This is a genomic window from Kitasatospora sp. NPDC048715, assembly GCF_043198905.1.
GTDB lineage: Bacteria > Actinomycetota > Actinomycetes > Streptomycetales > Streptomycetaceae > Kitasatospora > Kitasatospora lactacystinica.
Genome location: NZ_JBICVH010000017.1, coordinates 36,285 through 62,537, shown reverse-complemented (window position 1 = coordinate 62,537; position 26,253 = coordinate 36,285). Strand labels below are relative to the sequence as shown.

21 protein-coding genes and 2 tRNA genes are annotated in these 26,253 nt (G+C 74.8%); 10 read left to right on the top strand and 13 right to left on the bottom strand.

The features are described 5' to 3' along the window. Positions 1–226 precede the first annotated feature (226 nt). From snpA (ACGFSC_RS29100) to ACGFSC_RS29085, 4 genes are all read left to right on the top strand, one after another. Positions 227–871, top strand: a complete 645-nt coding sequence (gene snpA, locus ACGFSC_RS29100; RefSeq protein WP_359901802.1) for a snapalysin — start codon at positions 227–229, stop codon at positions 869–871. Between the two features lie 312 nt (positions 872–1,183). After that, complete coding sequence (snpA, locus tag ACGFSC_RS29095) at positions 1,184–1,807, top strand: snapalysin (RefSeq protein ID WP_359901799.1); 624 nt, start codon at positions 1,184–1,186, stop codon at positions 1,805–1,807. Between the two features lie 255 nt (positions 1,808–2,062). Continuing rightward, complete coding sequence (locus tag ACGFSC_RS29090) at positions 2,063–2,722, top strand: pentapeptide repeat-containing protein (protein ID WP_359901796.1); 660 nt, start codon at positions 2,063–2,065, stop codon at positions 2,720–2,722. A gap of 179 nt (positions 2,723–2,901) precedes the next feature. Continuing rightward, positions 2,902–4,980 (top strand): phosphocholine-specific phospholipase C, encoded by a 2,079-nt coding sequence (locus ACGFSC_RS29085; protein WP_359901793.1) that lies wholly within the window; start codon positions 2,902–2,904, stop codon positions 4,978–4,980. A gap of 87 nt (positions 4,981–5,067) precedes the next feature. Here ACGFSC_RS29085 and ACGFSC_RS29080 read toward each other — a convergent pair whose 3' ends face one another. Beyond that, positions 5,068–5,607 carry a carboxymuconolactone decarboxylase family protein gene (locus ACGFSC_RS29080; RefSeq protein WP_359901790.1) on the bottom strand — a complete coding sequence of 180 codons (540 nt, stop codon included), beginning with the start codon at positions 5,605–5,607 and terminating at the stop codon, positions 5,068–5,070. Positions 5,608–5,726: 119 nt separating this feature from the next. Beyond that, entirely contained in the window at positions 5,727–6,533 is an 807-nt protein-coding gene (locus ACGFSC_RS29075) for a phosphoribosyl-dephospho-CoA transferase MdcG domain-containing protein (RefSeq protein WP_359901787.1), read from the bottom strand. Positions 6,534–6,721: 188 nt separating this feature from the next. Between ACGFSC_RS29075 and ACGFSC_RS29070 the strand changes: the two genes are divergently transcribed. Further along, complete coding sequence (locus tag ACGFSC_RS29070) at positions 6,722–6,934, top strand: hypothetical protein (protein WP_359901784.1); 213 nt, start codon at positions 6,722–6,724, stop codon at positions 6,932–6,934. Positions 6,935–6,947: 13 nt separating this feature from the next. Here the strand turns inward: ACGFSC_RS29070 and ACGFSC_RS29065 are convergent, their stop codons facing one another. Next, positions 6,948–10,169, bottom strand: a complete 3,222-nt coding sequence (locus tag ACGFSC_RS29065) for a S41 family peptidase (protein WP_359901781.1) — start codon at positions 10,167–10,169, stop codon at positions 6,948–6,950. 200 nt (positions 10,170–10,369) lie between these two features. Here ACGFSC_RS29065 and ACGFSC_RS29060 point away from each other — a divergent pair, with 200 nt between their 5' ends. Beyond that, the gene (locus ACGFSC_RS29060; protein WP_359901778.1) at positions 10,370–12,064 is read left to right on the top strand and encodes a carbohydrate binding domain-containing protein; all 1,695 of its coding nucleotides are present in this window, start codon (positions 10,370–10,372) and stop codon (positions 12,062–12,064) included. A gap of 126 nt (positions 12,065–12,190) precedes the next feature. Next, positions 12,191–13,423, top strand: coding sequence for an MFS transporter (locus ACGFSC_RS29055; protein ID WP_359901775.1), 1,233 nt, complete (start codon positions 12,191–12,193; stop codon positions 13,421–13,423). On the opposite strand, the gene ACGFSC_RS29050 is transcribed toward ACGFSC_RS29055, so the two are convergent. The 4 genes from ACGFSC_RS29050 to ACGFSC_RS29035 all read right to left on the bottom strand — a co-directional run bounded on the left by ACGFSC_RS29050 (position 13,401) and on the right by ACGFSC_RS29035 (position 16,259). Then, the gene (locus ACGFSC_RS29050) at positions 13,401–14,030 is read right to left on the bottom strand and encodes a DJ-1/PfpI family protein (RefSeq protein WP_359901772.1); all 630 of its coding nucleotides are present in this window, start codon (positions 14,028–14,030) and stop codon (positions 13,401–13,403) included. The genes ACGFSC_RS29055 and ACGFSC_RS29050 overlap by 23 nt on opposite strands. Beyond that, entirely contained in the window at positions 14,030–15,001 is a 972-nt protein-coding gene (locus tag ACGFSC_RS29045) for a GlxA family transcriptional regulator (RefSeq protein ID WP_359901769.1), read from the bottom strand. The genes ACGFSC_RS29050 and ACGFSC_RS29045 overlap by 1 nt, the downstream gene beginning before the upstream one ends. 201 nt (positions 15,002–15,202) lie before the next feature. Then, positions 15,203–15,276 (bottom strand) — tRNA-Lys (locus ACGFSC_RS29040). 74 nt (positions 15,277–15,350) lie between these two features. Continuing rightward, positions 15,351–16,259 (bottom strand): NADP-dependent oxidoreductase, encoded by a 909-nt coding sequence (locus ACGFSC_RS29035; protein ID WP_359901766.1) that lies wholly within the window; start codon positions 16,257–16,259, stop codon positions 15,351–15,353. 159 nt (positions 16,260–16,418) lie between these two features. On the opposite strand from ACGFSC_RS29035, the gene ACGFSC_RS29030 reads away from it, so the two are divergent. Both ACGFSC_RS29030 and pgi read left to right on the top strand, forming a co-directional pair. Further along, entirely contained in the window at positions 16,419–18,002 is a 1,584-nt protein-coding gene (locus tag ACGFSC_RS29030; RefSeq protein WP_359901763.1) for a Na+/H+ antiporter, read from the top strand. A gap of 196 nt (positions 18,003–18,198) precedes the next feature. Continuing rightward, a complete protein-coding gene (pgi, locus tag ACGFSC_RS29025; protein WP_359901760.1) occupies positions 18,199–19,860 on the top strand; it encodes a glucose-6-phosphate isomerase in 1,662 nt (553 codons plus the stop codon). A 156-nt stretch (positions 19,861–20,016) separates the two neighbouring features. Here pgi and ACGFSC_RS29020 read toward each other — a convergent pair. From ACGFSC_RS29020 to ACGFSC_RS29010, 3 genes are all read right to left on the bottom strand, one after another. Then, positions 20,017–20,090: transfer RNA gene (locus ACGFSC_RS29020), tRNA-Lys, on the bottom strand. A 68-nt stretch (positions 20,091–20,158) separates the two neighbouring features. Further along, positions 20,159–20,695: a bifunctional DNA primase/polymerase gene (locus tag ACGFSC_RS29015; RefSeq protein ID WP_359909009.1), complete on the bottom strand. Its 537-nt coding sequence runs from the start codon at positions 20,693–20,695 to the stop codon at positions 20,159–20,161. 206 nt (positions 20,696–20,901) lie between these two features. Further along, entirely contained in the window at positions 20,902–21,255 is a 354-nt protein-coding gene (locus tag ACGFSC_RS29010) for a hypothetical protein (RefSeq protein WP_074005111.1), read from the bottom strand. 236 nt (positions 21,256–21,491) lie between these two features. Between ACGFSC_RS29010 and ACGFSC_RS29005 the strand changes: the two genes are divergently transcribed. Beyond that, a complete protein-coding gene (locus ACGFSC_RS29005) occupies positions 21,492–21,815 on the top strand; it encodes a hypothetical protein (protein ID WP_359908998.1) in 324 nt (107 codons plus the stop codon). A 9-nt stretch (positions 21,816–21,824) separates the two neighbouring features. On the opposite strand, the gene ACGFSC_RS29000 is transcribed toward ACGFSC_RS29005, so the two are convergent. From ACGFSC_RS29000 to ACGFSC_RS28990, 3 genes are all read right to left on the bottom strand, one after another. Further along, entirely contained in the window at positions 21,825–23,177 is a 1,353-nt protein-coding gene (locus ACGFSC_RS29000; RefSeq protein WP_359909006.1) for an AAA family ATPase, read from the bottom strand. 8 nt (positions 23,178–23,185) lie between these two features. Then, complete coding sequence (locus tag ACGFSC_RS28995; protein WP_359908996.1) at positions 23,186–24,793, bottom strand: hypothetical protein; 1,608 nt, start codon at positions 24,791–24,793, stop codon at positions 23,186–23,188. 70 nt (positions 24,794–24,863) lie between these two features. Beyond that, positions 24,864–26,108 (bottom strand): hypothetical protein, encoded by a 1,245-nt coding sequence (locus ACGFSC_RS28990; RefSeq protein WP_359908993.1) that lies wholly within the window; start codon positions 26,106–26,108, stop codon positions 24,864–24,866. Between the last annotated feature and the right edge of the window lie 145 nt (positions 26,109–26,253).

Sequence of the window (26,253 nt, the reverse complement as noted above, 5' to 3'; positions counted from 1 at the left end):
GGCGGACCGACCGGCGGACCGACCGGCGCGGCGCGCGGCGGACCCGGCCGCTATGCGGCCGAGCTATCGCCGGTTGGCATCATCCGCGAGGGCCCCGGGCGGGTCGAAGCTCGGGGGCAGCAACCCGCCCCGGTCACCGCCGGGGACGGCCCCCACCGTGCACCGCCCCCGGGCCCGGCCCCCACCGGCCCCGGCGCGGCGGCGCACCGCGAAACCGGAGCCCCGCATGAAGCGATCCGTGCTGTCCGCCGCCCTGGGCCTGGCCCTCGCGGCCGGCCTCGCGACCCTGCCCGCCACCGTGGCCGCCGCGGCCCCGGCCGCCCCGGCCGCCGTCCAGGGCTACACCCCCTCGACGTACGCCGGCTCGGCCGCGGAGACCGCGGACAACCAGGCCTTCTTCCACGCCGTGATGGCCTCCGCCAAGGCCCGGCAGGCCGCCAACCCGTGGCTGCTGACCGTCACCGTCACCTACGACACCGCGAACGCGCCCTCCTTCACCGGCCAGATATCCCAGGCCGCGCAGATCTGGAACGGCTCGGTGCGCAACGTGCGGCTCCAGGAGACCGGCGGCAGCGGCGACTTCTCGTACTACGAGGGCAGCGACAGCCGCGGCTCCTACGCCAGCACCGACGGCCACGGCCACGGCTACGTCTTCCTCGACTACCAGCAGAACCAGGAGTACAGCTCGCTCCGCGTCACGGCGCACGAGACCGGGCACGTGCTCGGCCTGCCCGACGACTACTCCGGTCCGTGCAGCGAGCTGATGTCGGGCGGCGGCCCCGGCCCGTCCTGCACCAACCCGTACCCCGACGGCAACGAGCGCGGCCAGGTCGACTCCCTCTGGGAGAACGGACTCGCGGCGCGGAACTGACCCGGCCCGCAGGCGGGTTCGGAGCGGCGGGCCGCCCGGCCGGAATCGGGCGGCCCGCCGCACCGGGTACTTCCCCGGACGGGAGCCTAGCCGCCGCCGGAACGGAATGCCAGGGGAACGATTGAGTCAAGGCCAGGAAAAGACAACTCAATTCGGCCCCGTCACAGGGGTATTGGACGGTGCTATCGCGGGTTGGCATCATCCGCGCACGCACCGGGTTGCCCGAAGCTCTGGGGACACCACCCGTTGACCAGGTGTTCCCCCGGGCCGGCCCCCAACCGGCCACGTCACCTAAGGAATCGGAGCCCCCACATGAAGCGATCCGTGCTGTCCGCCACCCTCGGCCTCGCCCTCGCGGCCGGCCTCGCCGTCCTGCCCACCACGGCCGCCGCCGCGGCCCCGGCCGCCCCGGCCGTGCAGGGCTACACCGCCTCGACGTACGCCGGCTCGGCCGCGGAGGCCGCGAACAACCAGGCCTTCTTCCAGGCCGTGATGGCCTCCGCCAAGGCCAAGCAGGCCGCCAACCCCGGCCTGGCGACCGTCACCGTCACCTACGACGCCAGCTCCGCCCCGTCCTTCCGCAACCAGATATCCCAGGCCGCGCAGATCTGGAACGGTTCGGTCGCCAACGTCCAGCTGCGGTCCGGCTCGGCCGCCGACTTCCGCTACTACGAGGGCAACGACAGCCGCGGCTCCTACGCCAGCACCGACGGCCACGGGCGCGGCTACGTCTTCCTCGACTACCAGCAGAACCAGCAGTACAGCTCGGTGCGCGTGGTGGCGCACGAGACCGGGCACGTGCTCGGCCTGCCGGACCACTACTCCGGTCCGTGCAGCGAGCTGATGTCGGGCGGCGGCCCCGGCACCTCCTGCACCAACCCGTACCCGAACAGCGCCGAGCGCACCCGCGTCAACTCGCTCTGGGTGCGCGGCTGACCCGAGCGGTGAACGCCCCGGACCGGCCGCGCCGAGGCGGCCGGTCCGGGGCACCGCCGTGTCGGGGAGGCGTCGGGCCGGCGCTGCTGCCGGGCGTCGCCGGGTGCCGGGTGCCGGGTGCCGGACGTCGTCGGAACCGGTGTCGTCGCTGCGGGTGCCGTCGGAACCGGGTGTCGTCGCTGCCGGGCGTTGTCGGTGCCGCGTGCGAGCATGCGGGCGAGACCCCTCCGCCCCCGACCGCCAGGAGCCACCGCCATGTCCCGTGCCGTCCCCGACCGGCTCGCCGACCTCCCGTACGCCGAGCTGCTGCGCCCGCACACCGGGCCGCTGCGCAGCGACGAGCGGTACGACACCGCGCACTTCGACGGGGGCGAGCACACCGACGAGTCGGGTGCCGGGGCGGCCTTCCTGGAGTGCGCCTTCACCGGTGTCGCGCTCAGCGGGGTCAAGCTGCGCCAGGCCCGGTTCAACGAGGTGTGGGTGCAGGCCGGCCGCTGGGTCGCCTGCGACCTGAGCGACTCCGAGTGGCAGGACAGCTCCTTCGTCGGCGGGGTGCTCGCCGGGGTCGCCGGGTACGGCTCGGCGCTGCGCCGGGTGGTGTTCCGGGGCTGCAAGCTGGAGGCGGTCAACCTGCGCTCGGCGGTCCTGCGGGACGTCGTGTTCGAGGACTGCCTGCTGCGCGACGTGGACTTCGGCGGGGCGAAGCTGACCGGGGTGTCCTTCCCCGGCTCGACCCTGGAGGAGGTCCGGCTGCGCGGCGCGACGCTGAGCCGGACGGACCTGCGCGGCGCCGTCCGGCTCGGCCTGGCCGACGGCCACCAGGGGCTGCGCGGCGCGGTCATCAGCTCCCCACAACTGATGGAACTGGCACCGCAGTTCGCCCACGCACTGGGGATCGAGGTCAAGGACCGCTGAGCACCCGGCCCCCTTCGCCCGTTCAGCCGGGCGTCGCTCGGTGACGCCCCGACGAACAGTCCGCCAATCCTGCCGCACGCATCTGGTGGGCCGCTTCGCGCGCGGTGGAGACTGCTGCGCGATCGAGTGAGCTCCGACTTGTGTGCACAACATCGCCAGCGAAGGGACGGGCCGGGCTGATGGCCGAGTTGAGTCGTAGGAAGTTCGTCACGCTGTCCGGTGCCGCCGCGGCGGGCCTCGCGGTGGCCGGCACCGGTGCCGCCGCGGGGGCCGCCCCGGGCGGCACGGCCGCGACCGCCGCCACCACCGCGCTCGGCACGACCGGCACCATCACCGACGCCCAGCACGTGGTGATCCTGATGCAGGAGAACCGCAGCTTCGACCACTACTTCGGCACGCTGCGCGGCGTGCGCGGCTTCGCCGACCGCAGCGCGATCCAGATATCCGGCGGCTACAGCGTCTTCAACCAGCCCAACGGCCTGTTCGGCCGCCAGTACCCGTGGCAGTTCAGCCAGACCAAGCCGGCCGGCGGCGCCGACCCCGAGCGCCTCGCCCAGTGCAACGGGGACCTCAGCCACGGCTGGTCCGACCAGCACAAGGCCTGGAACGGCGGAAAGCTGGACTCCTGGGTCGCCGCCAAGGGCAACGTCCGCACGCTCGGCTTCCTGACCCGCCAGGACATCCCGTTCCACTACGCGCTGGCCGAGAACTGGACCATCTGCGACGCCTACCACTGCTCCGTGCTGAGCGCGACCGGCCCCAACCGCACCTACCACTGGTCCGGCCAGATCGACCCGTCCGGCGCCGCGGGCGGCCCGGCCTACGACGGCGGCGACGAGAAGGGCCTGCGCTGGCAGACCTACGCCGAGGCGCTGGAGACGGCGGGCGTCAGCTGGAAGGTCTACCAGAACGCCGCCGACAACTACGGCGACAACGCCCTGGCGTACTTCACCAACTTCACCGGCGCCCCGGCCGGCAGCCCGCTGGCGGTCAAGGGCATGGGCTCGGTGCCCAAGGCCACCGGGAGGACCCCGGACGACATCGCCGCCGCGATCAAGGCCGACGTGCTGGCCGGCACCCTCCCGCAGGTCTCCTGGATCGTCGCCGACCAGGCCTCCTCCGAGCACCCGTACGCCACCCCGGCCGACGGCGCGCACTTCGTCCACATGGTGATCGACGCGCTCAACGCGGACCCGAACGTCTTCAACTCCACCGTGCTGTTCCTCAACTACGACGAGAACGACGGCTTCTTCGACCACGTCCCGCCGCCGGCCGCCCCGGCCGGCACCCCGGGCGAGTTCTACAACGGCACCAACATCGGCCTCGGCTTCCGCGTCCCGCTGATCGCCGTCTCGCCGTGGACCCGCGGCGGCTGGGTCAACTCCGAGACCTTCGACCACACCTCGGTGCTGCGCTTCCTGGAGGTCTGGACGGCCGCCCTCGGCAAGCCCGCCGCCTGTCCCAACATCAGCGACTGGCGCCGCCGCGTCTGCGGCGACCTGACCAGCGTGTTCGACTTCGCCCACCCGGTGTACGGCCTGCCCGCGCTGCCCGACACCTCGCAGACCATCGGCCTGTCCGCCTGCGGCCCGCTGCCCAACCCGGCCCCGGTGAACAACCAGCTGCCGGTGCAGGAGTCCGGCACCCGGCCCGCGCGCGCCCTGCCGTACCAGCCGAACGCCAACCTGGACCACTGGGACGCCGACGCCGGCGGCGTCATGCACGTCTGGGTGAAGATGTCCAACGACGGCGCCGCCCGGGCCTCCCACTTCGCCGCCTACGCCAACGCCTACCGCAGCGGCGGCCCCTGGCAGTACACCGTCGACTCCGGCAGCCCCGTCACCGACTTCTTCAACTGCGGCACCAACGGCTTCGGCAACGGCAAGTACGACCTGACCGTCGTCGGCCCGAACCGCTTCCTGCGCCGCTTCACCGGCGACCTCACCAAGGCGGGCAGGAACGCGGCCGTCACCGCCTCGTACGCGGTCGAGCCGGGGACGGGGAAGCTCGCGCTCCGGTTCGAGCTGGCCAACTCCGGCAGCACGGCGGTGACCTTCACCATCGCCTCGAACAACTACCGGACGGACGGCCCCTGGACGTACCAGGTCCCGGCCGGCGGCAGCGTCGGCGACGTCTTCAACGCGGTCGCGTACAACAACGGCTGGTACGACTTCACCGTCACGGTGGACGCCGACAGCAGCTGGTCCCAGCGCTTCACCGGCCACCTGGAGACGGGTGCGGCGAGCGTCACCGGCTGACGGCCGAACGCACCGGGCGCGGCGCGCGAACGCCGCCGGGCGGCGCCGTCCGAGGACGGCGCCGCCCGGTGCTCCGGCCCCCGCTGCTCAGTTCCCGCGGGCGTAGCCGGAGTCGACGATCCGCTTCGCGCCCTCGGCGTAGTAGCCCGGGTCCTCGGGAAGGTCGGTGGCCAGACCGTCGACGTACCGGTTGTACATGCAGAACGCGGCGGCGATCAGCACGGTGTCGTGGATCTCGGTGTCACCGGCGCCGGCCGCGCGGGCCGCCGCCACCGCCTCCTTCGAAACCGGCGCGGCCTGCTTCTGTACCTCCGCCGCGATCCGCAGCAGGGCCCGCATCCGCTCGGTGAGCGGCGCGGCCGAGGGATCGGTCAGGGCCGCCTTCACCAGGTCCTCGCCGCCGTCCAACTGCGCCGCGGCGAAGGCGCTGTGGGAGCCCTCGCAGAAGCGGGTGCCGTTGAGCCGCGAGACGTAGGCGGCGACCAGCTCGCGCTCGCCCCGGCTCATCGGGGCCGGGTCCCGCAGCAGCGCGTTGGCGAGCATCCCCAGCGGGGCCGCGGTGTCCGGGCGCAGCGCCAGCAGCCCGCTGATTCCCGGCTGTCCGTTGTCGATGGTGATGTGCGGCACGGGGCAACTCCCTTGTCCGGGACGGTCGGAGGACGCTCCATCGTCGCGGGTGCCGCGCCCTCGCGCCAACTCCGAGATTGCCCCGGCTCCGGCGGGAGCCGCCCGACCGGTCCGGCCGCTCAGACGAACGGTCCCCGGGGGAACCACGGGTCACGGACCTCGCGGGGGCCGTCCGGGGTGAGCAGGGTGAGGCTGTGGGCGCCGGAGGCGTACTCGGCCAGCTGGACCGAGCCGTGCCGGGTCTCCAGCTCGGCCTGCACGGGGACCGGCAGCTTGGTCAGCGCCCGCCGCAGCTGCAGGGCGTCGCGCCGGCTGATCGGCTGCGGGCAGCGCAGCACCAGCCGCAGCGGGCTGAGCGGTCCGCTCACCGGCACCCCGCTGCCCAGCTCGTAGCCGACCGCGCCGATCGGGCCCCAGGGCAGCCGGTGGTCCGCCACCAGCCGGCCGACCTCCGGCAGCAGGGCCAGCGCCGGGATGCCGGCCAGCCGTTCGGGGGCCAGCCGTTCGCGCCGTTCGACCAGCTGCTCGGGCCGCAGCGTCCGGGCCACCGCCGCCCAGGGGGCCAGCGCGTCCATCCGCTGTCCGGGGCGCGGGCCGCGCACGGTGACCGGGAACCACAGTTCGGGCGCCGCCTCCGGGTCCCGGGTGCAGCGCTGCGGGTGCGGGAGGTCCACCGGGCTGCCGACCACGGCGGGTGCCCGGCCGACCGTCACCCAGGGGTGCGCCCGCAGCACCGCCCGCGCCCACGGCGGCAGCTCGCCGCCGGCGAGGGGCCGCAGCGAGCTGGGGCACTGCATCAGCAGCAGGTCGTGCGCGCCGGGCAGCCGGCCGTCCAGCGCGGCCAGCGGGCCGACCCGCCGGCGCGGTCCGTCGTGCGGGTCCTCGGCGGTGCGCCGGGCGTGGCTTCCGGGATGTGCGACGGTCACAGCGGGCTCCAGAGGGTGGCGTCGATTTCGCCGACGGCCCCAATCTGCGCCCGGCCGAGGGCCCGCGGCTACGGTCCTTGGGCGCGTCCACCAGGGACCAAAGGCTCAAGGTGCGCCCGTGGGCACCCGGTGTGAGAGTGGGGGCAGCCCGGTCTTCCGACCTCCCGTCCACCCCGTTTGGAGGAGTCATGGGCATCTTCGACAGGTTGTTCCACCGGCCGCAGCACGAGTCCACCGGGCAGGAGGCCGCCCAGCGCGCCGCCCTCGCCCACGACGAGGCCGCCGACGCGTACGGCAACGACGTCGAGCGGACCCGGGAGCAGCAGGAACGGCTCGCCCAGGAGGAGGACGACCGGCGCGCCGCCGAGAACATGACCGCCGAGGGCGACCCCTGGGGCTGACTGAGCCCGGGGATCACCCCGCACGCGGCGGCAGCGGCGGTCGCCGCAGGTCCGGCCGGGGCGTGGACTCCGGCGGGGGCGCCGCGGCGGGCGCGTCCTCCAGCAGCTCCAGGGCCAGCTGGACGGCCGCGACCAGCTCCGGATGGCGCCCCCGGGCCCAGTCGCGCGGGGTGCGCAGCACGTGCACGTCCGGCTCGACGCCCCGGTTCTCCACCGACCAGCCCAGCCCGCCGCCGAACCAGGAGGCGTTCTTCGGCACCGAGATCTGGGTGCCGTCGCCGAGGGTGTGGCGCCCGCTCATCCCGACCACCCCGCCCCAGGTGCGGGTGCCGATCACCGGGCCGAGCCCGAGCAGCTTGATCGCCGCGATGATCACGTCGCCGTCCGAGCTGGTGGCCTCGTCGGCCAGTGCCACCAGCGGTCCGCGCGGTGCGTGCCGGGGCCAGCGCACCGGTCGGCGGTCCCGGCTGAAGTCCCAGGCCAGGACATGCCGGGAGAGCTTCTCCAGCACCAGTTCGGAGACGTTGCCGCCGGCGTTGCCGCGGACGTCCAGGACCAGCGCGGGCTTGTCCAGCTCGCGCCGCAGGTCCCGGTTGAACTGCGCCCAGCCGGAGCCGCCGAGGTCCGGGATGTGCAGGTAGCCGCACCGCCCGTCGCTGAACTCCCGCACCAGTGCGCGTCGTCTGGTCACCCAGTCCTGGTAGCGGATGGGCCGCTCGTCGGTCAGCGGGGTGATCACGATCCGCCGCACCGGGCCGTCCGGGCCGCTGCGCAGGGCCAGTTCGAGCGTGCTGCCGCCGGTGCCGGCCAGCAGCGGCAGCGGTCCGCGCAGCGGGTCCACCGGGCGGCCGCCGATCTCCAGGAACTCGTCGCCGTCCCGGACGCCCTGGGCGGCCAGTGGGGCGCGGGCGCGCGGGTCGGAGGTCTCGCCGGGCAGCACCCGGTCGACCAGCCAGCGGCCGTCGGGGGCGTGGCGGGCGTTGGCGCCGAGCAGGCCGAGCGGCTGCTGGGCGAGCGTGGGGCCCTCGGCGCGCCGGGACGGGGTGACGTAGGCGTGCGAGGTGCCGAGTTCGCCGAGGAGTTCGCGCAGCAGGTCGGCGAAGTCGTCGGGGGAGCAGATCCGGTCCAGCAGCGGCTCGTACTGGGCGACCAGCGCGGGCCAGTCCAGGCCGGACATCCGCTCGTCCCAGAACTGGTCCCGGACGATCCGGGCCGCCTCGTGGTAGGCCTGGCGCCACTCGGCGGCCGGGTGCACGGTGTGGGTGATCCGGCGCAGGTCGACGGTGGTCCCGGCGGAGGGGGCGCCGACCGGGATCACCCGCAGCGTCCCGGCCGAGTAGACCGCGATCGAGCCGCCGTCCCCGGAGACCGCGTAGCCGTCCAGCTTGTCGACCACGGTGCTGCGGGTGCCCCGGGCCAGGTCGAAGTGCTCCAGCGAGGGGCGGCCCGAGGTGTCCTCCGGGCTGGCGAAGGTCTGGCCGAGGGTGCCGGAGATCGGCCAGCGCAGCCAGACCAGGCCGCCGCGCACCGCGTCGGTGGCCGAGTACTTGGAGGCGATCACCGGGAACTGGAGCAGCCGCTCGCCGATGCCGTCCGGGTCGACCCGGACGGTGCCGTCGCCGTCGTGGTGCGGTGCGCCGTCCTCGGCCGGGGCGGAGAACGGCGAGGGGGTGTCGGCGGCGAGCGGGACGAGGTACGGGCGGCAGCCGAGCGGGAAGGAGAGGTCGCCGGTGTGCACGTCGTGGACCGGGTCGAAGCCGCGCCAGGACAGGAAGGCCAGGTAGCGGCCGTCCCGGGTGAACACCGGCTGCTCGTCCTCGAACCGGCCGTCGGTGACGTCGGTGGTCGAGGAGGGCGCGTCGGTGCGGGTGAGCCGGATGCGGCGCAGTGAACGCCCGGCGACCGGCTCGGACCAGGCGATCCAGTGCGAGTCGGGGGAGAAGCGGGCGCTGGAGACCGGCCCGTAGCCGGAGGCGGCCAGTTCGCGCACCTCGCCGTCGGCGGCGCGGACCAGCAGCAGTCGTCCGTCCGAGGTGGTGGCGGCGAGCCGGCTGCCGTCGGGGGAGGCGGTGAGCTCCAGGACGCGGCCGATCCGTCCGGCGGCGAGCACCCGGTGGTGGTGCTTCCGCGGCCCGGCGTGGCCCGGCGGTTCGGCGTGGCCGGGCAGCGGCATCACCTCGATCGCGTCGGCGCCCTCGGCGTCGGTGATCCAGGCCGCCTCGCCGGTGTGTCCGAGCACCACCGGCAGCCGGGTGCGCACCCCGGGGGTGTCGGCGAGCGCGCGGGCCGGGCCGTCCTTGTGGGTGAGCCAGTACTGGCTGCCGCGCACGGTGATCACTCCGGCCCGGCCGGTCTGGTCGCAGGCGAGGTCCTTGACCTGGCTCGCGGCGCCGACCTGGTACGGGCGGCGGCCGGCCCGGGCGCCGCCGAGCGGGACGCGCAGCCGGCGCGGGGCGGGGGCGTCCAGGCCGTCCAGCAGCCAGAGGTCGCCGGCGTGCTGGTAGACGATCCGGGTGCCGTCGGTGGCGGCCTCGCGGGCGTAGTAGGAGGCGTGGTCGGTGTGGCGGCGCAGGTCGGTGCCGTCGGGGCGGCAGGAGTAGAGGTTGCCGATGCCCTCGTGGTCGGAGAGGAAGGCGACCCGGCCGGCGACCGGCATGGGGGCGGCGAGGTGCCCGGTGTGCTCGGGCAGGATCCGCTCGCCGTCCACCCAGAGCCGGCCGGTGGCGCCGCCCCGGTAGCGCTTCCAGGCGGCGGGCGCGTGCGGGGCGGCGCCGGTGAGCAGCACGGTCCGTTCGTGGCTCATCTGGGCGTCGCCGACCGGCCCCCAGGGCATCCGGCGGCCGGGTGAGCCGTCCGGTGGCAGGGCGTGCGCCCAGGTGTAGTGGCCGAAGGGCTCGTGGTAGGAGGTGACGGCCAGGATCTCGCCGTCCGGCAGCCAGCCGCGCACCCGGGTGTCCTGGCTGCCCCAGAAGCTGAGCCGGCTCGCCCGGCCGCCGTCGACCGGGGCGGTCCACACCTCGGGGGTGAGGCCGAGCCAGCTGGTCCAGGCGAGGGTGGTGCCGTCGGGGGAGATGCGGGGGTCGCTGACCCGGGTGCGGTCGCAGCCGACCCGCCAGGCCCGGCCGGTGCCGGCGCCGTCGGCGTCCAGCGGGGCGATCCAGACGTCGTCCTCGGCGGTGAAGGTGAGCAGGTCGCCGTGCAGGTGGGGGTGGCGGAGGTAGCCGGGCGGGGTCACCCCTCCATCCTTCGACGGGGTGTCACCCCCGGCAACCGGAGAAGCCGGGAACCGGTCTGGACCATTGACACCGCCCGGTCGAATCCACTTCAGTGGTCTAGTCCAACTTGGGTGCCAGGCCGGGCCGTTCCCCCCACTGGCGCGTGCTCCGGCGTGCCCTCGGACGTCCCCCACGACCGCGCCATCGCAGGAGCGCCCGCATGCGCAGAACACCCGTCCCCGGAACCCCGGTCACGAGCCGCCGCGCGGCCGTCGCCGCCGGTACCGCCTCCGCCGTCGCCGCAGCCGCCCTGGTCGGCGTCACACTCGGCCTGGCCCCCGCCGCCTCGGCCGGCGAGTTCCTGGCCAACGGCGGCTTCGAGTCCGGCTCGCTCGGCCCCTGGAGCTGCACCGGCAACTCCGGCAGCGTCGTCACCGGCCCGGTGCACGGCGGCAGCCGCGCGCTCGCCGCGGCCGCCACGGCCGGCGACACCGCCCAGTGCGGCCAGACCGTCACCGTCGCCCCGAACACCACCTACACGCTCAGCGCCTTCGTCAACGGCTCGTACGTCTACCTGGGCGTGGACGGCGGCGGCCCGAGCACCTGGACGCCCGGCACCGGCGGCGCGTACCAGAAGCTCAGCCTCAGCTTCACCACCGGCGCGAGCCAGACCAGCGCCACCGTCTACACCCACGGCTGGTACGGCCAGGGCACCTACTACGCGGACGACATCTCGCTGGACGGCCCGGGCGCGCCCAGCCCGACGCCCACGCCGACACCCACCGCGACCGCCTCGCCGACCGCGACCCCGACCGGGACGCCGACGGGCACCCCGACCGGAACGCCCACCGGAACCCCGACCGGGACCCCCACGGGCACGCCCACCAGCCCGCCCGCCGGCAGCCACACCCTGGTCGGCTACCTGCACGCGAGCTTCGCCAACGGCGCCGGCTACACCCGGATGGCCGACGTCCCGAACTCCTGGGACTTCATCAACCTCTCCTTCGGCGAGCCCACCTCCGTCACCTCCGGCGACATCCGCTTCAACCGCTGCCCGGCCACCGAGTGCCCGGGCGTCGAGTCGGACGACGAGTTCAAGGCCGCCATCGCCGCCAAGCGGGCCCAGGGCAAGAAGGTGCTGATCTCGATCGGCGGCCAGAACGGCCAGGTCCAGCTGACCAGCACCGCCGCCCGGGACACCTTCGTCAGCTCCGTCTCGGCGATCATCGACAAGTGGGGCCTGGACGGCCTGGACATCGACTTCGAGGGGCACTCGCTCTCCCTCAACACCGGTGACACCGACTTCAAGAACCCGACCAGCCCGGTCATCGTCAACCTGATCTCCGCGCTGAAGACCCTCAAGGCCAAGTACGGCCCGGGCTTCGTGCTGACCATGGCGCCGGAGACCTTCTTCGTCCAACTCGGCTACCAGTACTACGGATCGGGCCCCTGGGGCGGCCAGGACCCGCGGGCCGGGGCGTACCTGCCGGTCATCCACGCGCTGCGCGACGACCTCACCCTGCTGCACGTCCAGGACTACAACTCCGGCTCCATCATGGGCCTGGACAACCAGTACCACTCGATGGGCGGCGCCGACTTCCACGTCGCGATGACCGACATGCTGCTCAAGGGCTTCCCGGTGGCGGGCAACACCAGCAACGTGTTCCCGGCGCTGCCCGCCTCCAAGGTCGCCATCGGCATGCCGGCCACCACCAACGCGGGCAACGGCTACGTCGCCCCGGCCGAGGTGAACAAGGCGCTCGACTGCCTGACCAAGCTGGCCAACTGCGGGACGTACGTGCCGCGTTCGGGCGCGCAGCCGAACCTGCGCGGGCTGATGACCTGGTCGATCAACTGGGACCGGTTCGGCGGCCAGGAGTTCTCCAAGAACTTCAACGGCTACTTCGGGCGCTGACCCGGACGCTCCGCCGACCCGGACGCCCCGGTCATTCGGACGTTCCGCGGGCCGGATGCCCCGCGAGCCGACGCCTTCGGGGCCATGCTTGAACCTGACACCGGTGTGAGGTCCGAGCATGGCCCCATGGCGACCACACAGCTCACAACCCCGGTACCCCGCAAGCCCTTTCCCCTGTCCGCCCTGCTCGCCCTGGCCACCGCCGTCTTCGTCACCGGTCTCACCGAGAACCTGCCCGCCGGCGTGCTGCCCGGGATGAGCGAGGCGCTCGGGGTCGGCGAGTCCGCGGCCGGGCAGACCGTCACCGTCTACGCGATCGGCTCCGCCGTCACCGCGATCCCGCTCAGCGCGGCCACCGCCGGCTGGGGCCGCAAGCGGCTGCTGCTCTCCGCGATGGCGGGCTTCGCGGTCGCCAACACCGTCACCGCGGTCTCCACCAGCTACCCGCTCACGCTGGCCGCCCGCTTCCTCGCGGGCGTCGCGGCCGGCCTGGCCTGGGCCCTGCTCGCGGGGTACGCGCGCCGGCTGGTGCCGGTCGAGCAGCAGGGCCGGGCCATGGCGGTGGCGATGGCGGGCGTGCCGGTCGCGCTGTCGCTGGGAGTGCCGGTCGGCACCTTCCTGGGGCAGGTGCTCGCCTGGTGGGTGCCCTTCCTGGCCATGACGGCACTGGCGGTCGGCGTGATCGGCTGGATCGCGGCGCTGCTGCCGGACCAGCCCGGGCAGCCGGCCGGTGAGCGGGCACCGGTCCGCGAGGCGCTCGCCGTGCCCGGCGTGCGGCCGGTGCTCACCGTGACGGTGCTCTTCGTGCTCGCGCACACCATCCTGTTCACCTACATCACGCCCTTCCTGGACCGGGCCGGCCTCGGCGGCGCCACCGGCACCGTGCTGCTGGTCTTCGGGCTGGCCTCGCTGGCGAGCGTCTGGCTGATCGGCGCGCACATCCACCGCCGGCTGCGGCAGTTGACGATCGGCGCCGCGCTGCTGGTCGCGCTGACGGCGGCCGTCCTCGCGGTGCGGTCCGGCAGCGCGCCGCCGGTGTACGTCGCGGCGCTGTTCTGGGGCCTGGGCTGGGGCGGCGTCCCGACCCTGCTCCAGACCGCGCTCGGTGACGCGGGCGGGGAGCGGGCGGACGCCGCCCAGGCCGTCCTGGTGACCCTGTGGAACGCCGCGATGGCGGGCGGCGGCGTGGTCGGCGGCCTGGTCCTGAGCGGCCTGGGCACCGGCGCCCTGCCCTGGACGGTGCTCGCGCTGATGCTCCCCGTCCTCGCCGTGGCCACCGCCGCCCGCCGCCACGCCTTCCCGCCCCGGCGGGGCGCGGCCTCCGTGGTCAGTACACCTAGCGCACCATCAGCCGGTTGACCGCCTCGACCACCTCGGGGGACGCCTTCGCCAGGGAGCCCGACGCGTACGGCGGCTGCGGATCGTACTCGATCAGCAGCTGGATCGCCTGCGCGGTCGTGTCCCCGCTGATCACGCCGGCCAGCGTCAGGGCGAGGTCGATCCCGGCCGAGACCCCGGCGGCGATGGCGTACTTGCCGTCGATGACGACCCGCTCCGTCCCGGTCGGCTCCGCCCCGTAGTGCGGCAGCCGGTCCAGGACGCCCCAGTGGCTGGTGGCCCGGCGGCCCTTGAGCAGCCCGGCGGCGCCCAGGATCAGCGAGCCGGAGCAGACCGAGGTGGTCCAGGTGGTGGTCGCGTCCACCCGGCGCACCCAGTCGAGCACGGCCCGGTCCGTCAGCTGGGCCTCCGTCCCGGGCCCGCCGGGCACCAGCAGCAGGTCGGCCGAGTCCACCTCGTCCAGGGCGGCGTCCGCGACGAGCGCCAGGCTGCCGAGGTCGTTGCGCACCGGCCCCCGCTCGGCGGCGGTGAACACCACCTCGGCGCCGGGGATCCGGGACAGCACCTCGTACGGGCCGACCGCGTCCAGGGTGGTGAACTCGGGGTAGAGCAGGACGGCGATGCGCATCAGTGACCTCCGGTGGGTTCGGGTCGGAAGCGGCGTCGGTACTCGGCGGGCGGGGCGGCCAGGGCCCGGACGAAGGCGCGCCGCATCGCCTCCGGGGTGCCGTAGCCGCAGGAGCGCGCGATCTCCTCGATGCCGTCGTCGGTGTCCTCCAGCAGCCGCCGGGCGGCCTCCAGCCGGACCCCGTCCACGTACCGGCCGGGGGTCACCCCCACCTCGGCGGCGAAGGCCCGGGCGAAGTGCCGCGGCGACAGCGCCGACCGGCCGGCCAGCGCCTCGACCGAGAGGTCGGCCTCCGGGTGCTCGGCGATCCACCGCTGCACCTCGCGCAGCGGCCGCCGGGCCGCCACCTGGGCGGCCAGCTGGGTGCTGAACTGGGCCTGGTTGCCCGGCCGGCGCAGGAAGACCACCAGGTGGCGGGCGACCAGCAGGGCCGTTTCGCGCCCGAGGTCCTCCTCCACCAGGGCCAGTGCCAGGTCGATCCCGGCGGTGACCCCGGCCGAGGTGGCGATCCGCCCGTCCCGGACGTGGATCGGGTCCGGGTCCACCTCGACGTCCGGGAACCGCCGGGCCAGTTCCTCGCCGTAGGCCCAGTGGGTGGTCGCCCGGCGTCCGGCCAGCAGTCCGGCCTCGGCGAGCAGGAAGGCGCCGGTGCACACCGACACCACCCGCTCGGACCGTCCGGCCAGCTCCCGGATCCGTGCCACCAGGGCCGGGTCCGGGCGCTCGGTGTCCATCCCGCCGGGAACCAGCAGGGTGTGCACCGCCCCGACCTCGGCCAGGTCCGCGTCCGGCAGCAGCCGCAGTCCGCTGTGGCTGCGCACCGGACCGCCGCCGGGGGAGGCGGTGGTCACCCGGTAGGCCGGGGGCTGCCCGGACGCCCGGCCCGCCCCCGCGAACACCTCCAGGGGGCCGGTCACATCGAGGCTCTGCACGCCCTCGAAGAGGACGATGACCACGCTGTGCGCTCTCATACGGCCAGCCTCCCAACGGGGGGCGGTGGCAGCAATGACCTGCTTCCCACCTTTCCTGCCATCCGGAGCGTGCCGGGGGCACGTGGGCGGCGTGGGAACGGAGGGGCGCGCGGGAGGCGGGCGGGAGGCGGGCGTACGGGAGGGCGGACGCCGAAACGCCGGAAGGCCCTTCGCTCTCGCGAAGGGCCTTCCGGCTGTCTGTGCGCCGCCAGGGACTCGAACCCCGGACCCGCTGATTAAGAGTCAGCTGCTCTAACCAACTGAGCTAGCGGCGCCTGCTGACGTGGAGAACATTACCTGGTCAGCAGCCGAAACTCACAATCGGCCCGGGCCGGGGAGGCGGGCGCGCTCACATGGTGAGCACCACCTTGCCCCGGACGTGCCCGGCGCCGACCAGCTTGTGGGCCTGGGCGACCCGCTCGATCGGGAACGACTCCGAGATCTCCAGCCGCAGCCCGCCGGCCTCCCAGAGCTCGACCAGCTCGGCCAGCCTTCCGGCCGTCCGCTCGCCCCGCAGCCCCCGGACGCCCAGCCGCTCGGCGCCGGGGTAGTCGACCACGGTGCCGATCCGGGTCCGGTCGGCGACCAGTTCGACGGAGGCCTCCAGGGCGCCCCGCCCGGCGGCGTCGAAGGCCGCGGTCACCCCCTGCGGTGCCACCGCCCGGACCCGCTCGACCAGCCCCTCGCCGTAGGTGACCGGCACCGCGCCCAGCTCCCGCAGGTAGTCGTGGTTGCGCTCGCTCGCGGTGCCGATCACCGCGGCGCCCCAGGCCCGGGCCAGCTGGACGGCGACCGTGCCGACCCCGCCCGCGGCGCCGTGCACCAGCAGGGTGTCGCCGGGGCCGACGCCGAGCCCGGTGAGCGCCACGTGCGCGGTCTGGCCGGAGGCGGAGAGCGAGCCGGCCTGCTCCCACGGCATCCCGGCGGGCTTGGCCACCAGCCGGTCGGCGTCCACCGTGACCAGGTCGGCCTGGCCGCCCAGCACCCGGAAGCCCAGTACCTCGTCCCCGACCCGCCAGTGCCCGGCGTCCGGGCCGAGGGCGTCCACCACCCCGGCGAACTCGTTGCCGAGGACGAACGGCGGCTCGACCGCCAGTCCCGGCGGGCGGAACCCCTCGCGGATCGCGAGGTCCACCGGCTGCACGCCGGCGGCGTACACCCGTACCCGCACCTCGCCCGGCCCGGGCCGCGGGTCGGGCACCTCGGCGACCCGCAGGACCTCCGGACCGCCGTTCCCCGTCACGGTGACCGCTTTCATGCTGTTCCCGCCCCTTCTCGATCCCTCCGATGTCGACGATCATCCGACCTGAAGTGTGCTTGAGGTCAAGTCATTGTTCAGCGTGTCGACACCGATGGGCGCATTGTCAGATTTATCCTGGGCGGCGCTCAGCCGTCCGTCGTCGAGAGGAACCTCCCCGTGGGCCAGCTGCCCCTGTTCTTCCTGGTGCTGCTCGCCTCCGTGGTGACCATGCCACTCGGTCGGAGGATCGGCGTGCCGCAACCGGTGCTGATGACCCTGCTCGGCATCGTCATGGCGCTGGTCCCGCAGATCCCGGACGTCACCATCGAGCCCGAGCTGATCCTGCCGCTGGTCCTGCCGCCGCTGATCTTCGCGGTGGCCCGGCGCTCCTCGGTGCGCTACTTCAAGGCCAACGCCCGCTCGATCCTGCTGCTGGCGGTCGCCCTGGTGGCGGTCACCACGGTCGCCGTGGCCGGCACCGTGCACTGGCTGCTGCCCACCCTGCCGCTGGCCGCCGCCATCGCGGTCGGCGCGCTGGTCTCCCCGCCCGACCCGGTCGCCGCCGTCGCGGTGGCCGGGAGCGTCGGGCTGCCCCGCCGCCTGGTGGCGATCCTGGAGAGCGAGGGGCTGTTCAACGACGTCACCGCGATCGTCATCTACTCGCTGTCCATCGAGGCCATGGTCAGCGGCGACTTCTCGGCCGGCGACGCGGTGCTGCGCTTCGTGCTGTCCGCGGTGCTGGCCGTGGTGGTCGGCGTCGCGCTCGGCTGGGTCAACACCAGGCTCGCCGAGCGCCTGGACGACCCGACCCAGCAGGTCGCGCTCAACCTGCTGGTCCCCTTCGCCGCCTACACCCTGGCCGAGGAGATCCACGGCTCCGGCGTGCTCGCCGTCGTGGTCTGCGCGCTCTACCTCGCCGAGCGGGCCTCCGACGCGGACGCCGTCTCCTACCGGCTGGTCGGCAACGCCTTCTGGGAGGTGGTCGAGATCCTGATCACCGGCGTCGCCTTCGGCCTGATCGGCCTGGAGCTGGCCACCGTGCTCAAGGAGGCCGGCCGCGGCTGGACCGGATTCCTCGGCGACGCCGCCGTGGTCATCGCGGTGGTCGTCCTGGTCCGGCTGCTCTGGCTGCTGCCGGCCGGCTGGCTGTCGAAGAAGCTGCGCTCCGGCGACGACGAGGACACGCCGTTCAGCTGGAAGGAGAGCGTGATCCTCTGGTGGTCCGGCATGCGCGGGGTGGCCACCGTCGCCCTGGCGCTCGCCATCCCGCTCACCCTGCACTCCGGCGAGAACTTCCCCGAGCGCGGCCGGCTGGTCTTCATCGCCTTCAGCGTGGTGCTCTTCACCCTGCTGGTGCAGGGCCTCACCCTGCCCTGGCTGGCAAAGCGGTTCGAGCTGGACATCGACCAGGACAAGCACGAGCAGGCCGTGCGCCAGCTCTGGTGGCGGGCCGCCAAGGCCGGGCTCAGCCGGCTCGGCGAGCTGGAGGAGCAGGACCGGCTGCCCGCCGAGGTCGCCGACCGCCTGCGGGACCGTCAGCACGACCGGCTGGCCCGGCTCTGCCCGGAGAACTACGCCGAGGAGGAGGCCGCCGAGGCCAAGCTGCGGATGGCCCAGTGGCGCGCCGCCCGGGACGTCGAGCAGGAGATGATCGCCGCCTCCCGCCGCGAGATGCTCGCCGCCCGCAGTGAGCTCGGCGCCGATCCGGAGCTGGTCGACCAGGTGCTGCGCGGACTCGACCTGCGCTCCGAACGGAAATGACGGGGCGTCCGCTCCCCGCGGGCGCACCGCCCGCGCCCGCGGGGCGGAATGTGCGCGACCGGCCCCGGGGTTGCATAGGCTGAACCCGGGCAGGCCGTCAACGGAGTCGGCGCACCACCAGTACCCGCACGACCTCGGCGAACCCTCACGCCTGGCCCTGCCGGTTTCTGCACCCAGATGAATCGAGGACCCACCGATGTCGGAGACCCGCGCCGACGCCCGCACCCCGCTGGACCGCACCCCGCAGTGGGCCGCCCTGGCCAAGCACCGGGCCGAGCTGGGCGACACCCACCTGCGTGAGCTGTTCGCCGCCGACCCCGAGCGCGGCCGCCGCCACACCCTCCGGGTCGGCGACCTGCACGTGGACTACGCCAAGCACCTGGTCACCGACGAGACGCTGGAGCTGCTGCGCGAGCTGGCCGCCGCCACCGGCGTCGCCGAGCTGCGGGACGCCATGTTCCGCGGCGAGAAGATCAACAACACCGAGCACCGCGCCGTCCTGCACACCGCGCTGCGCGCCCCGCGCGGCGCCGTGATCGAGGTCGACGGCGAGAACGTGGTGCCCGAGGTGCACGCCGTCCTCGACAAGATGGCCGCCTTCGCCGACCGGGTCCGCAGCGGCGAGTGGAAGGGCCACACCGGCAAGCCGATCCGCGCCGTCGTCAACATCGGCATCGGCGGCTCCGACCTCGGCCCGGCGATGGCCTACGAGGTGCTCCGCTCCTACGCCAAGCGCGACCTCGACGTCCGCTTCGTCTCCAACGTCGACGGCGCCGACCTGCACGAGGCGGTCCGCGACCTCGACCCGGCCGAGACGCTGTTCATCGTCGCCTCGAAGACCTTCACCACCATCGAGACCATCACCAACGCGGTCTCCGCCCGCGACTGGCTGCTCACCGGGCTGCGCGCCGACACCGACGCGGTGGCCAAGCACTTCGTCGCGCTGTCCACCAACGCCCGGGGCGTGCAGGACTTCGGCATCGACACCGCCAACATGTTCGAGTTCTGGGACTGGGTGGGCGGCCGCTACTCCTACGACTCGGCGATCGGCCTGTCGCTGATGATCGCCATCGGCCCGGACGCCTTCCGCGAGATGCTGGACGGCTTCCACCTGGTCGACGAGCACTTCCGCACCGCCCCGCCCGAGCAGAACGTCCCGCTGCTGCTCGGCCTGCTCGGCGTCTGGTACGGCGCGTTCTTCGACGCCCAGGCGCACGCGGTGCTGCCCTACTCGCACTACCTGTCCAAGTTCACCGCCTACCTCCAGCAGCTGGACATGGAGTCCAACGGCAAGTCGGTGACCCGCGACGGCACCCCGGTGGACTGGCAGACCGGCCCGGTGGTCTGGGGCACCCCCGGCACCAACGGCCAGCACGCCTACTACCAGCTGCTGCACCAGGGCACCAAGGTCATCCCGGCCGACTTCATCGGCTTCGCCAAGCCGGTCGCCGACCTGCCCCCCGGCCTGGTCGCCCAGCACGACCTGCTGCTGGCCAACTTCTTCGCCCAGACCCAGGCGCTGGCCTTCGGCAGGACTCCGGAGGAGGTCGCGGCCGAGGGCGTGCCCGCCGAGCTCGTCCCGCACAAGACCTTCAAGGGCAACCACCCGACCACCACCATCCTGGCCGGGGAGCTGACCCCCTCCGTGCTCGGCCAGCTGGTCGCGCTCTACGAGCACAAGGTGTTCGTCCAGGGCGCGATCTGGAACATCGACTCCTTCGACCAGTGGGGCGTCGAGCTGGGCAAGGTGCTCGCCAAGCGGATCGAGCCGGTGCTGCTCACCGGTGAGGGCGCCGAGCAGCTGGACAGCTCCACCGCCGAGCTGGTCGCCCGCTACCGCGCGCTGCGCGGCCGCTGAGCCCGGGTCGGGCCGTCCGCTCCGGCGCGGGCGGCCCGGTCGTCCGGGGCCTCGGGCCTTCGGGCCTTCGGGCCTTCGGGCCTTCGGGTTTTCAGGCCTTCGGGCCGGAAACGCCGGAAGGCCCTTCGCTCTCGCGAAGGGCCTTCCGGCTGTCTGTGCGCCGCCAGGGACTCGAACCCCGGACCCGCTGATTAAGAGTCAGCTGCTCTAACCAACTGAGCTAGCGGCGCCTGCTGACAGAGAAGACTCTAGCAGCGCCGTGCGGCCGAGCCAAAATCGAATACCGGCCGCCCCGCGTTCACCCTCCGGTCACGACGGGCGCCCCGGCGGGAACCGGCTCGCGCGCCGCCCGCACGCAGGCCCAGAGCACCACCGCGGCGCCGGGCAGCCGGGGACTGCGCTGTTCGGGTGCGACGATCCACCGGCCGGCGCCCTGCCCGGGGGAGTCCGGGCTGTTCACCATCCGCTGCAGGGGCGGCACGGTCACCGCGTCGCCCCTGCCGTGGCACAGCAGCGGCGGCACGTCCCGGGCCCACTCCTCCCAGGCCAGCAGCCGGCGCAGCCGGGGAGCGGCGCCGGGCTGGACGAACAGCAGCATCCGCCCCCGGTGGACGGCCACCGGCCCGCAGCCCGGTCCGGAGGCCCACAGCTCGTCCAGCACCCGGCGGCCGAACAGCGCCGGCATGCTGATCACGTCGAAGGCGCGCCCGCAGGGCAGCACCGACGGCGCCCAGGGGCGGCTCTCCCACAGGGCGCGCATGCTGCGCGGGTACTCGCTGGCGGAGGCGAGCCAGGCCTCCCCGGCCGCGCCGACGTACTCCACCGACGGGTGCATCACCGACGGGTATGTCGCCGACGGGTACGTCACCGACTGCTGCGTCACCGACTGCTGTGTCCAGATCTCCACGGGGAGCAGCCTGCGCGGCGCCCGCCCGCGCCGGGACGGAAAGCACGGTTCGCCGGACAGCGCGGCGGGGGACGGCGTACCCTTCCCCGCCGCGCATATGCCAGCGGCCCGTGTCCGGCGGACGGGCGCGGGGCTCAGTCCTCGTGCCGGCGCGGCTGGAGCAGGGTGCGGCCGTACTCGATCATCTTGGCGGCGTAGTCCGGGGTCCAGTCCGCCCGCCGGGCGACCTCGGCGTCGGACAGCGCGTCGAACCGGCGCGGGTCGGCGAGCTGCGCGGCGGCGACCGCCTGGAAGTCCGTGGCCCGCTCGGCGGCGGCCCGGAAGGCCAGGGCCAGTTCCGTGGAGCGGCGCAGCAGCTCCGCCGGGTCCTCGATCGACTCCAGGTCGAAGAATCGTTCCGGCTCGGGTTCGGCGGACTGCGGCTCGAACAGCAGCTGCACCGGACGCAGGCGCCTGGTGGGCTCGGACGACTCTGGGGAGTCGGGCATGGACGGACACCTCCGGGTCTCGGGTGGGGGTGGAAGGGATCTGCTCCGGGCTGCGCCGCCCGGTCGTGGCCGCCGTCCATTGTCTCGCGGCGGTGGCCGGTAGCGGAACGGTGCGCACGCGAGCGCTATTCCCCGGCTCGCGCCGGGCGTGCGCCTCCCGCGCCGCGCTTCCGGATCGCATGCGAATCGGTTGTCCCGGTGTACCCGGTCGTCCGACCGAGCTGGAGGGAACCCCCATGCGTGTGAGAAGAGGCCTCACGGCCCTCGCCCTGTCCGTCCTGCCCCTGCCGGGCGCGCTGCTCGCCGTCGCCGCCGTCGCCCCGCCCGCCTCGGCCGCCGAGACGGCCCTGGTGGTCACCGGGGAGCCGAGCGGCGCGGACGGCGTCTCGACGGCGACCTGCCCGTCCGGCACCCACCTGACCGGCGGCGGCTACCGGCTCCAGCCGGACGCGGACGGCCCGGTGCGCGCCACCGGCCCCACCGCCGACGGGCGCGGGTGGAGCGCACGGACGGAGCGGGGCCCGGTGGTGGCGTTCGCGGTCTGCGAGACCGAGGACTGACACCGGCGGCTACCTCAGGTGGACCCGGTGGCCGCCCAGGTGGTGCAGCACCTGGTGGTTGGCCTCCCAGCCGTCCGGAAAGGTCACCGGCACGCCCAGCTGCACCGGCTCGGTCGCGGGGTGCTCGTCCAGCAGCTCGGCGATCCCGGCCCGGGCCACCACGATGCAGGCGTGCCGGTGCCGGGAGGCGAGCACGCAGAGCCGGCCGGTCTCCAGGTGGAAGGCGGTCGCGTCGGGGCGCCCGGAGAGCGGGTGCAGCACCACGGTGACGTCGTACTCGCGGCCCTGGAGGCGGTTGGCGGTGTCCACCGTGACGGCCGGACCGGCCGCGCCGTCCACCGGCACGCCCGCCTTGAGCAGCGCCGCGCGCACGGCCGCCGCCTGGTCCCGGTGGGCGGTGCCGACGGCGACCCGGTCCGCGGTGAGCGGGGCCTCGCCCTGCTCGGAGTGGGCGGTCAGCCCCCGCTCCAGCAGCCGGCGGACGGTGGCCGCGACGGCCGCCACGGCTTGCGGGTCGGTCCGTACGGTGTGCCGGGCGGGCAGCTCCAGCAGGGCCCAGCCGTGCTCGGCGGCCCGGTCGATCACCGCGTCCAGGGCGGAGCCGTCCGGACGCACGGAGGCCGTCAGCCGGCGGTCGTCCGGGCCGGTGCCGGAACGGAACGGCGTGTACGGGTAGAAGGCCCGCGAGATCAGCGGCGCGGCGCTGGCGGGCAGCCGCCAGGAGACCGGCAGCCGGTGCGGCTCGATCTCCGGGTTGTGCGCCAGCATGGTGACCACCGCGCTGCCGGACGGGTCGTACGACAGCCCGGCCCACTGCTCGGTGCCGACCACGGTGAACGGGTCCAGCTGGCCCGGGTCGCCGACGAACAGCGCCCGCTCGAACAGCCGGGCCACCGCGAGCAGGGCGTCCGAGCGCATCTGGTACGCCTCGTCGACGATCGCGTGCCGCCACGGGGCCTCGGCCCGCACCCACTGCCACTTGGCCGCGGTGGAGATCACCACGTCGTGCTCGACCAGGTCGGCGACCTTGTCGGAGGGCGTCACGTTGGCGTGCTTCAGCACCTCCGGGCCGGGCCGTGAGTCCGCGGCGTGCAGTCGCCCGATCGTCAGCTCCGGCGCCTTCCCGGCCAGCCGGCCGACCAGGTCGTCCACCTGGCCGTTGGTCTGGGCGACGATCATCAGCCGCTCGCCGGCCTCGACCAGCTCGCGCGCGGCCCGCACCACGAGCGTCGACTTCCCGGCGCCGGGCGGGGAGTCCACCACCACGCCGCGCGGGGCGCCGGCCGGCGGCCGGACGGTGGCCGCCAGGATCCGGGCCACCGCGGCGTCGGCGGCCTCGCCCGGGGCCTGCTCGGGGGTCATCGGACGGCTCACTCCCACTCCTCGGAGACGGACGGGGCGGACGGGGCGGGTACGGGCGCGGCGCCGGGCGGGCCGCCGTGGGTCCAGGGGGTGTCGTCCGGCTCGGGCAGCGGCGCGGACTGGCGCACCGTCAGCTCGAACAGGGTGAAGGTGACCGACTCGCCGGGCTCGGGCAGGCTGCCCGGCTCCGGCTCCTTGCGGCGGCCCATGCCGGAGAGCACCCGCAGGGTGAGGGTGCCCCCGGCGGTGTCCACCGCGACGATCTCGGCCTTCTGCGCGGACGCGCCGTGCACGCGGTGCACCTCGCGGCCGAGGTCCGCGTGCGGACGGTCGGCGGTGCGCAGGGTGACCAGCGGGCGCGGCTTGGGGGAGCGGCCGGTGGTGTCCCAGTCCGGCACCACCTCCGTGACCACGCCGCTGAACGCCTCGCCGGCCAGCCGGTGCTCGGCCATCGCCAGCGGGTCGTCCAGCGCCTCCTGGACGTCGAGCCGGGCCTGCTCGCGCTCGCGCTGGGCGAGCTTGCGGGCCGCGGTGACGGCGTCGTCCTGCCGGGGCTGCGGCGGCTCGCCGGCCGCCAGCCGGTCCCGGTGGCCGGTGTAGGACCAGCGGTCGCCGGTCCAGCGCTCCTCCAGGTGACCGGCCGGCGGCAGGGTCCGCAGCAGGTCCAGGCCCCGCCAGACGTCCCGCCAGGTGGGCAGCAGGACGGTCGACAGCGCCTCCTCCAGCGCCGTCACCGCGGCCCGCACGGCCGCCCGGGCGCGTGCGGCGGCGGCCTCGTCGCGCTGCTCGGTGCTGTGCTGCAGGGCGCCCACCGCGGCGTCGTAGCGGGTGATCGCCGGGGCGAGCACGAACTCGTCGAAGCGGGGGTCGGTCGTCGGCCCGGCCGGCGGGTGCAGCAGCTGCCCCCGGTCGTCCCGGGCGGACTCGGCCAGCTCGGCCGCCTGCGCGCCGGTCAGACCGGCCGGCGGGTGGTGCCAGGCGAGCCGGGCCGCCAGGTGCTGGTCCTCCAGGTGGCTCTGGCCGGTCGCCCAGTGCCGGGCCAGCAGGCCGGTCATCGGCAGCAGCAGCGAGGACCCGGGCACCTGGGCGCGGTCGGTGAGGTGGGTCAGCCAGCGGCCGAGCAGCGGCACCCGGACCGGCGCCGGGTACGGGCCCGGCTCCGCGTCCTCGGCGGTGCGGCGGAAACGGGTCGAGCGGCCGATCAGGGCGAGGTGGTGCACGCCCGCGCCGTTCGGCACGATCAGCTGCGGGGCGTCCGCGCACAGCTCGCGGAACACCTGGGTCTTCTCGCCGCTCTCGGGGTCCTTCTCGGAGCCCTCGATCTGCTCGACGTCCTCGGCGAAGGACTCCAGGTAGGGCAGCAGGTCGGCGGCCAGCTCGGCCAGGAAGTCGAACCGCAGGGTGCGGTTGAGCGGCTGCGGCACCAGGTGCAGCCGGGGCGCGTCCCGGTCGGTGCCGAGCAGCACCGCGAGCGGCGCGCCGGACTCGCCGGCGGCGGTCAGCGGGACCAGCACCATCGGGCGGTCGGACAGGTGCCGGTGCCGGACGGTGGCCAGCGGCTCGGCCCGGCCGCTGCGGACGGCCTCCAGCCGGGCGAGGGTGGTGAGCAGACTCATGCGCCCGCCCCGCTTCGCCCGGCGGTGCTCCCGCGGCCCTCGGCCGGGGCCGCTCCCGCGTCGCGCCCGCTCATGCGACGGCCCCCGGGGCGCCGGGTCCGGCGGCCGTGGCTGCCGCGGCCGCCGCTTCCAGGGCCTCGGCGCGCAGTGCGGCCGCGTAGGCGAGGCGTTCGGCGGCGTCGTCCGCGCCGTCCAGGTCGTCGCCCTTGGTGCCGGCGGCGGCCAGCGCCCCGGACACCGTCCGGATGCTGCCCAGTTCGCCGCGCACGCCCCGGCCGAGCTGCTCGACCCGGTCGTCGCAGCGGGCCCGGGCACGGCAGTGGAAGCCGAGTTCGCAGGTGGAGAGGCAGTCCGGGCTGTACGCGGCGGGCACCGCCTCGACCGAGGCGGTCAGCTGCTCGGTGGTCCGGGCCGGCGCGCCGTCCTCGTCGGCGGCCAGGTCGAAGCCGGCGTCCGGCGGCAGCGCCTCCAGCAGCCGGCCGATGCCGGTCATCCGGCTCAGCTGGCGCCGGGTGGTGGCCAGTTCACGGCGGACGTCCACGGCCACCGCGGTCGGCCGGTTGCCGAAGTCCTTCGGGCAGACCAGCAGCACGCTGGTGCGCGGGCTGCCCGCGAGCCGCTGCTCGGTGTACGGGTCCTCGGCGAGCGGCTGCCCGGCCGCCGCGGCGGCGGCCTGCTGGAGCGCCAGCACGTACACCGCGGCCTGTCGGGCGGCGGCGCCGACCTTGGCCGGGTCCGCGCTGCCGTCCAGCACCGGGAAGGACTTGATCTCGACCACGGTGCACCGCCCGCCGTGCACCACCAGGGCGTCCGGCTCCAGGTAGGCGGTGCTGCCGGCCACCGCCAGGCGCAGCATCGGGTGGTCGAGCAGCGTCCAGGCCTCCGGGTCGGCGGCGGCCGCGGCCAGTGCCTCGGCCGTCCGGTCGGCGCGTACGGCCGGGCCGGAGCGGTGCAGCAGGTCCGGCACCCGGAGCGGGGCCCGGTCGTCCGCCGGGAGGCCCAGGTGGTGGCGCAGCGGCTCCAGCAGCGGGGCGTAGCCGTCCGCCTTCAGCCGGGACTCGAAGATCACGCCGCGGGCGATGGCGAAGGGGGACTGGCCGAAGGGGGCGGGGCGGCCGAGCCGGGCCGCCAGCGCGGACTTGTCCACCCCGGCCGCGTCCAGCACGGCGCGGCGGTGGCAGCCCGGATTGGCGGCGAGCGCGGCGAGGGAGCGGGCGTTCAGACTGCGTTGCGGGGCCGGTCCGCGCAGCTCCGCGAGCCGCTGGGCGAGCGGCTCAGCGGGCCCGCCGGGCGGGACGTTCGTCGAGACGTTCATGGTGCGGCCCAGTGTCGCATCCGGGTCCGACAACGCGGTGCGGACCGGCCGTTGGACGACCGGGCGGCACAGCGGTCGACACGCCGGCCGGTGCACCGGCCGGCACCCGGGGCGGCCGTGGTCGGGCCCCCGGCGGACCGCGCCC